At 70.1% G+C, this 6288-nt stretch carries 6 protein-coding genes; 2 read left to right on the forward strand and 4 right to left on the reverse strand.

Features of this window, described 5'->3' with window-relative positions:
- Positions 1-113: 113 nt before the first annotated feature.
- Positions 114-1667 (forward strand): long-chain fatty acid--CoA ligase, encoded by a 1554-nt coding sequence (locus ACIBK1_RS35610; protein WP_396740065.1) that lies wholly within the window; start codon positions 114-116, stop codon positions 1665-1667.
- A gap of 349 nt (positions 1668-2016) precedes the next feature.
- Positions 2017-3456 carry an endo-1,4-beta-xylanase gene (locus tag ACIBK1_RS35615; protein ID WP_051762860.1) on the forward strand — a complete coding sequence of 480 codons (1440 nt, stop codon included), beginning with the start codon at positions 2017-2019 and terminating at the stop codon, positions 3454-3456.
- A gap of 111 nt (positions 3457-3567) precedes the next feature.
- Here ACIBK1_RS35615 and ACIBK1_RS35620 read toward each other — a convergent pair whose 3' ends face one another.
- From ACIBK1_RS35620 to ACIBK1_RS35635, 4 genes are all read right to left on the reverse strand, one after another.
- On the reverse strand, positions 3568-4128 hold the full coding sequence (locus ACIBK1_RS35620; protein WP_051762859.1) for a hypothetical protein: 561 nt from the start codon (positions 4126-4128) through the stop codon (positions 3568-3570).
- Positions 4125-4778, reverse strand: coding sequence for a hypothetical protein (locus ACIBK1_RS35625; RefSeq protein ID WP_051762858.1), 654 nt, complete (start codon positions 4776-4778; stop codon positions 4125-4127). Before ACIBK1_RS35625 ends, ACIBK1_RS35620 begins: the two co-directional genes overlap by 4 nt.
- Positions 4779-4855: 77 nt before the next feature.
- Positions 4856-5923 carry a WxL protein peptidoglycan domain-containing protein gene (locus tag ACIBK1_RS35630; protein ID WP_396740066.1) on the reverse strand — a complete coding sequence of 356 codons (1068 nt, stop codon included), beginning with the start codon at positions 5921-5923 and terminating at the stop codon, positions 4856-4858.
- Positions 5924-6066: 143 nt separating this feature from the next.
- Positions 6067-6288, reverse strand: a 222-nt coding sequence (locus ACIBK1_RS35635) for a hypothetical protein (protein ID WP_396740067.1), incomplete at its 5' end; no start/stop codon positions are given.

Raw genomic sequence — 6288 nt, forward strand, 5'->3', positions numbered from 1 at the left:
GGCGCCGCCGCCGTCGACTCCCAGGTCGGCCTCGTCCGCCGGTCCCGAGCCGCCGCGCCCGCTCGGTCCTGGCGCCTTCCCTGATCCCCCAGCTCACAGGAGGTCGAACACCGATGCGCAACGCCGGACTGGGAGGGTGGCCCGCCCGCCGGGCCCAGATGACACCGGACCGGGTCGCGTTCGTCTTCGAGGACCGGCCCTTCACCTACGCCGAGGTTCACGAACGGACGGCACGGCTGGCGTCGCGGTTGCGTGCGGCGGGGGTGGGGGCCGGTGACCGGGTCGCCTTCCTCGGCCGCAATCACGTCGCCTTCGCCGAGACGATGTTCGCCTCGCACCTGCTCGGGGCGATCTTCGTACCGCTGAACTTCCGTCTGGCCGCGCCCGAGATCGGCTACATGCTGGACCACTCGGGTGCGACGGTCCTGGTCTACGCGCCCGAGTGCGCCGAGGTGGTCCGGGCCCTGCCGCCGGACACCGCGGCCTCCCTCCGGCAGGTCGTCGCTCTCGGCGCTCCGGGGCCGGGGGAGCGGGCATACGAGACCTGGCTCGCGGAGGGCGACCCCACCCCGATCGACACGCCTGTGCGGCTGGACGACACGGCGCTCATCCTCTACACCTCGGGTACGACCGGGCGGCCCAAGGGCGCGATGCTCACCCACGGCAACCTCGTGTGGAACTGCTTCAACCTCCTGCTGGGCGTCGACGTCGCCAGCGACGAGGTGACGCTGATCAGCGCGCCGCTCTTCCACGTCGCCGCCCTGAACCAGACCCTGCTGCCGACCTTCCTCAAAGGCGGATGCTCGGTGATCACGCCGTCGTGGGACGTGGACGAGTGCTACGACCTCATGGAGAAGCACCGGGTCACCTGGATGTTCGGGGTCACCACGATGTTCGCCGCGTTCGCCCGGTCACCCAGGTGGGCGGGCGCGGACCTGTCCTCGCTGCGCACCCTGATGTCCGGAGGCGCGTCGATCCCCGCCGCGCTGATCCGCACCTACCAGGAACGCGGCCTGGTGTTCTGCCAGGGATACGGACTCACCGAGACGGCTCCCGGCGCCACCTTCCTCGAGGCCAGCCAGAGCGTGCGCAAGGTGGGCTCGGCGGGAGTGCCGGTGTTCTTCGCCGACGTGCGGGTCGTGCGGCCCGACGGCACGGACGCCGCGCCGGGGCAGCCGGGCGAGGTGCTCATCCAGGGGCCGAACGTGACCCCCGGCTACTGGCGCAATCCCGAGGCGACCGCCGCCGCCTTCTCCGACGGCGGCTGGTTCCGCTCCGGAGACGTCGCCGTTCTGGACGAGGACGGCCATCTGTACGTCGTCGACCGGGTCAAGGACATGTACATCTCGGGTGGGGAGAACGTCTATCCGGCCGAGGTCGAGGCCGCGATCTTCGAGCATCCGGCCGTCGCCGAGGTCGCGGTGCTGGGCGTACCCGATGCCACCTGGGGTGAGGTCGGCCGCGCGTTCGTGGTTCTCCGCCCCGGCACGAGTGTCACCGCCGACGAGTTGCGCGAGTTTCTCCGCCCCCGCCTGGCCAAATACAAGTTGCCCGTCTATTTCGACATAATTGACGACCTGCCGAAGACGGGCTCGGGAAAAATCCAGAAACTCCAGCTGCGCCGTTTCCCGCTACCGGACGCCGGCACCTCCACGTCTTCCCCATGAGGGCTGCGTACCGGCTCCGTATGTGGTGAACGTTTCAGTGACGGATGCGCGCGTACGAAGCGGGCCGGGGCGAGTACGCGGTGGTGAAACGGCACGCAAGAGGCGGAGCATCCGAGGGGGAGCACGGTCGCGTTCTTGACGAACCGGTTCGAGCCGTATTTGCTCCACTCACCGCCATCGGGCTGAGGGAACGTCGAGAAGTCGGTTGTTAGCGCTAACAATCGACGGCCGTTCCCCGGACAGGTCCGGAGCCGAGCTGGTCACGGGAGCGCCGCAGGCCCTCGGTCCTGTTCCCACGCCCGCGTGTCATGTTCACACACAGCATCCGAGTCACCACTGGAGGGCTGAGATGGAACCGCCCAACCATCCGATCGACCGGTCACGAGGCCGCGCCCGCGGACTGGCCGCCGTTCTGGCCGTGGCCACCGCCGTCTCGGCCGGCCTCGCGATGCCCGCGCAGGCGGCGTCGACGCTGAAGGCGTCGGCCGAGGCCAAGGGGCGCTACTTCGGCACCGCGCTGACGCGCGGCGACCTCGGCATCAGCGCCGAGGTCAACCTCGCCGCGGCCCAGTTCGACATGGTGACCCCCGGCAACGAGATGAAGTGGGACGCCACGGAGCCGTCCAGAGGCTCGTTCAACTTCGGGTCGGGTGACCAGATCGTCTCCTTCGCCCAGTCCCACGGCATGCGGGTACGCGGCCACAATCTGGTCTGGCACGCCCAGCTGCCATCCTGGGTCAGCAGCCTGCCGCTGAACCAGGTCCAGGGCGTGATGGAGAACCACATCACCACCGAGGCCACCCACTACAAGGGGAAGGTCTACGCCTGGGACGTGATCAACGAGCCGTACAACGAGGACGGCACGCTGCGCCAGGACGTGTTCTACAAGGCGATGGGCGCCGACTACATCGCGAACGCGTTGCGGGCCGCGCACGCCGCCGACCCGGACGCCAAGCTGTACATCAACGACTACAACATCGAGGGCACCAACGCCAAGAGCAACGCGCTCTACTCGCTGGCCCAGTCGCTGCTGTCCCGGGGTGTCCCGCTGCACGGCATCGGTTTCGAGAGCCACTTCATCGTCGGCCAGATTCCCTCGTCCCTGCAGGCGAACATGCAGCGCTTCGCCAACCTGGGCCTGGACGTCGCCATCACCGAACTCGACGACCGCATCCCGATGCCGGCCGACTCCTCCGAACTGCAGCAGCAGGGCACGGACTACGGCAAGGTCGTGAACGCCTGCCTGGCGGTCGCCCGCTGCGTCGGCGTCTCACAGTGGGGCGTGGACGACGGCCATACCTGGATCCCCGGGACGTTCCCCGGTTATGGCGCCCCCATGATGTGGGACTCCGGCTACCAGCCCAAGCCCGCCTACACCGCGGCGCTGAACGCCCTCAACAGCGTTCCCGACACCTCGCCGAGCCCGACCCCGCCGACGAGCCCGAGCCCGACTCCACCGACCAGCCCCAGCCCCAGCCCCACGCCACCGGTCACGGGCGCGTGCACGGCGACCCTGACGACGGTCAACAGCTGGCCGGGCGGCTTCCAGTCGGAGGTCACGGTCCGCGCGGGCGGCTCGGCGGTCAACGGCTGGACGGTGAAGTGGACCTGGCCGGGCGGACAGACCATCAGCAGTCTGTGGAACGGCACGCAGAGCGTGTCCGGCTCCAGCGTGACCGTCCGCAACGCCGCCTACAATGGCTCCGTCGCGGCCGGGGCCTCCACCACCTTCGGCTTCACCGCCAACGGCACGGCGGCCACCCCCGCCCTCACCTGCACGAGCCCCTGATCCGTCACGGGACAACACCACGATGGGCCGGGATCCTCATCCCGGCCCATCGTGGTGATCGCCGCTCCAGGCAGTGCCGGGGTTCAGTCCCCCGATCACCTGTGCTCTCTTTCAGCGACCGACGCTCGCCCGGTTGCGCCGGGCGAGGCCGATGAAGGCCGCGACGGCGAGGAGCGCCACGAGAGCGATGATGCCGATCTTGAGGGGCATGCCCATAGCGCCCTCGTCGTCCGCCGCCGCGGCCGCCTTGCTCTGCGCGGACGCCGATGCGGGACCGGTCGCCGCCACGGGCGAGACGGAGATCTCTCCCGCCTTCACCTTCACCGTCGTGGCCGCCTTGGCGGGCTCGGTCGCGGTCACGGTGACCTTCCAGTCGCCGTTCGGCAGCGGCTCGGCGGCGTGGTAGAGGTTCTGGCCCTCGGGCGCCGACCTGAGCGGCACCGGCCCGAAGGAACGGCCGTCGGCCGAGGTCGCGGACAGCGTCGCCTCGACGATCTCGGTGACCGGGTGGCCGTCCTTCTTGTACGTCGCCAGCACGTTGACGTTGTCGGCGCCGTCCCCCGTCACCTCCAGCTTGATCGCTCCACCGTGGGCGGAGGCCGCCGGTGCGCCGAGCATCAGCACGAGCCCGGCCATCAGGGCGGTGAGGACGTAGGTCAGTGTCTTTTTCACGAGTCGTGATTCCCCTCGGGTTCGTTGTCAGGGGTGAGTTCCCCCTCGCCGGGTGATGTCGGCAGGAAGACGTGCTGGTGGCCGTAGCCCGCGTCGACGTTCACGGCGTCGAGGGCGGTGGCTCCGACCGACCAGGTGAAGAGCGCGTCGGCGCGTTGCCGCACGGTCAGGTCCATCGCGGCGGTGCGGGCCGGTCCGGTGAGGTCCCGCGCGGCGGCGTAGGTGTCGACGACTGTGGCGATCTGCCGCACGGAGGAGGCGAGACTCGACCTCGCCACGTTGGTGGCGGTCTCACCGGACGGCGGGTCGGCGAAGCCTTCCACCGCCGCGGTGGCCGCCTTCCGCCAGTTCTCGACGTCGGCGGCGGTCACCACGGCCGGTCCCGCCGTGCCGTCGGCGGGCAGGGCCCGGCCCAGTCCGTCGAGCACGGGGACAAGCCGGTCCCGCGTGGTGCGGGCCAGCTCCGTCAGGGTCTTGATCTGCGTCTTGTCACGGAGGGCGGACTCGGCGCGGATCTGGTCGGCCATCTGCTCGATCGAGCTCGGCCGGGTCATCCCGAACACCGCACCGCCGGCGACGAGCGCGCCGAGCGCGAAGGCGACCGCGAGGGCGAGCACGCGGCCCCGGACCGGAGGCCGCTGGACCGGCATCGGTTGCCTGGGTCGGTTGATGGTGCCACCTCCTGAGGGGCGGATGTCGGTTGTCGGGCTGGAAGGGGGACGCCGGCTCATGTTCCGAGAGGGGTGCCGCGGCTGTTGAGGATGATCAGTTTTTCGATGCGGCGGCGGCGTCGGATGCTGGTGAGGCGGAGGGTGAGGACGGCGATGACGAGCAGGAGGAGGAGGGTGAGCTGGGGCCAGGGGATGGCCCAGACGGTGGTGTCGATGGCGACGCGTTCGGCGGTGACGCCGGGCAGGGGTTTGCCGGCGGGGGAGGGGATGGCCATGATCGTGGTGCCGATGGGTCCCAGGGGCCAGGTGCCGGTCACGTGTGCGGTGAAGGTGCGGCTGCCGCCGGGCATGATTTCGCGGGCTTTGGCTTCGGAGGTGTCGTCCCAGCCGTTTTCGCCGGCGAAGGTGGAGGTGAGGATGCGGCTGTCGGGGGCGAGGCGGACGTTGCCGGTGTTGGCGAGGGTGTAGGTGACTTCGACGGTGCCGGGGGTGAAGGGGTTCCACGACCAGGTGTAGGCGGTGTGGACGTCGTTCACGGTGACTTTGGCGGCGAAGGTGCCGTTGACGCGGATGTTGAGGCGGACGCCGACGCGGTTGTGGACGCGGACTTGGCCGGAGATGGCGTCGACGGAGGCGGTGACGCCTGCGGGGTGGTCGCCGGGGGTGGCGTTTTGGGGGATGGTGACGGTGATGGGGACGACGGTGGTGGCGCCGGCGGCGATGGTCACTTTGTCGGGGACTTTGATCCATGAGCCGCCGTCGACGGGGGTGGCCTCGGGGGGGCGCATGTCGAAGTAGCCCTTGGAGGTGAGGTAGCCGTCGTTGGCGTCGATGGCGAAGTCGACCGGTTGGGTGGAGCGGTTGACGACCGCGATGTGTTCGGTGACCTGTTGTCCGGCGGGGAGTTCGATGTCGATGACGCTGCGGCCGTCGGGGCCGTTGGCGTCGGCCGGGACCACCGACCAGGTGGTGTCGGCCCCGGCCGGCGCGGCGACCGCCACCACGGCCACCAGGGCGGTCATGGTGGTCAGGGCGACCAGGACGGTCACGCCGGCGGCCTGCAGCAAGGCGGTCAGGGCGGCCAGGAGGGCCGGGGCGCCCCGCGGGCGGCTCTTGGGCAACACGGGTGTCTCCTGTCTGATCGTGGGCGGCCGCGTCTGATGAGGGTGGAGGCCGATCTGACGATGGTGGGCGTCCGGGACCTGCGTGAGCCCACGCGGGTCCCGAACGCCCACTTTCGGGGGGGTGCTGTCCCGCCCCTGGCGGTTCAGGACTGGTTGAACAGCGACAGGGTGATGGTGGAGTGGTATTCGCCGGCGGCGATGTCGGTGGGGGTGCGCAGGGCGAGGTCGGCGTTGACCTGCGAGGTGCCGATCTCGTCGGCGGAGTTGGCGGAGGAGACCAGCAGTTCCTGGCCCTTCAGACCCACCTCGGGGGCCCCGGTGCCGTCGGAGACGACACTGGAGACCGGCTCACCGGCGGCGACCGC

This window comes from Microbispora rosea (assembly GCF_044460045.1).
GTDB lineage: Bacteria > Actinomycetota > Actinomycetes > Streptosporangiales > Streptosporangiaceae > Microbispora > Microbispora rosea.

Coding starts and splice junctions, on each gene's coding strand:
- ACIBK1_RS35610 (WP_396740065.1), top strand. CDS start 114: ATGCGCAACGCCGGACTGGGAGGGTGGCCCGCCCGCCGGGCCCAGATG.
- ACIBK1_RS35615 (WP_051762860.1), top strand. CDS start 2,017: ATGGAACCGCCCAACCATCCGATCGACCGGTCACGAGGCCGCGCCCGC.
- ACIBK1_RS35625 (WP_051762858.1), bottom strand. CDS start 4,778: ATGCCGGTCCAGCGGCCTCCGGTCCGGGGCCGCGTGCTCGCCCTCGCG.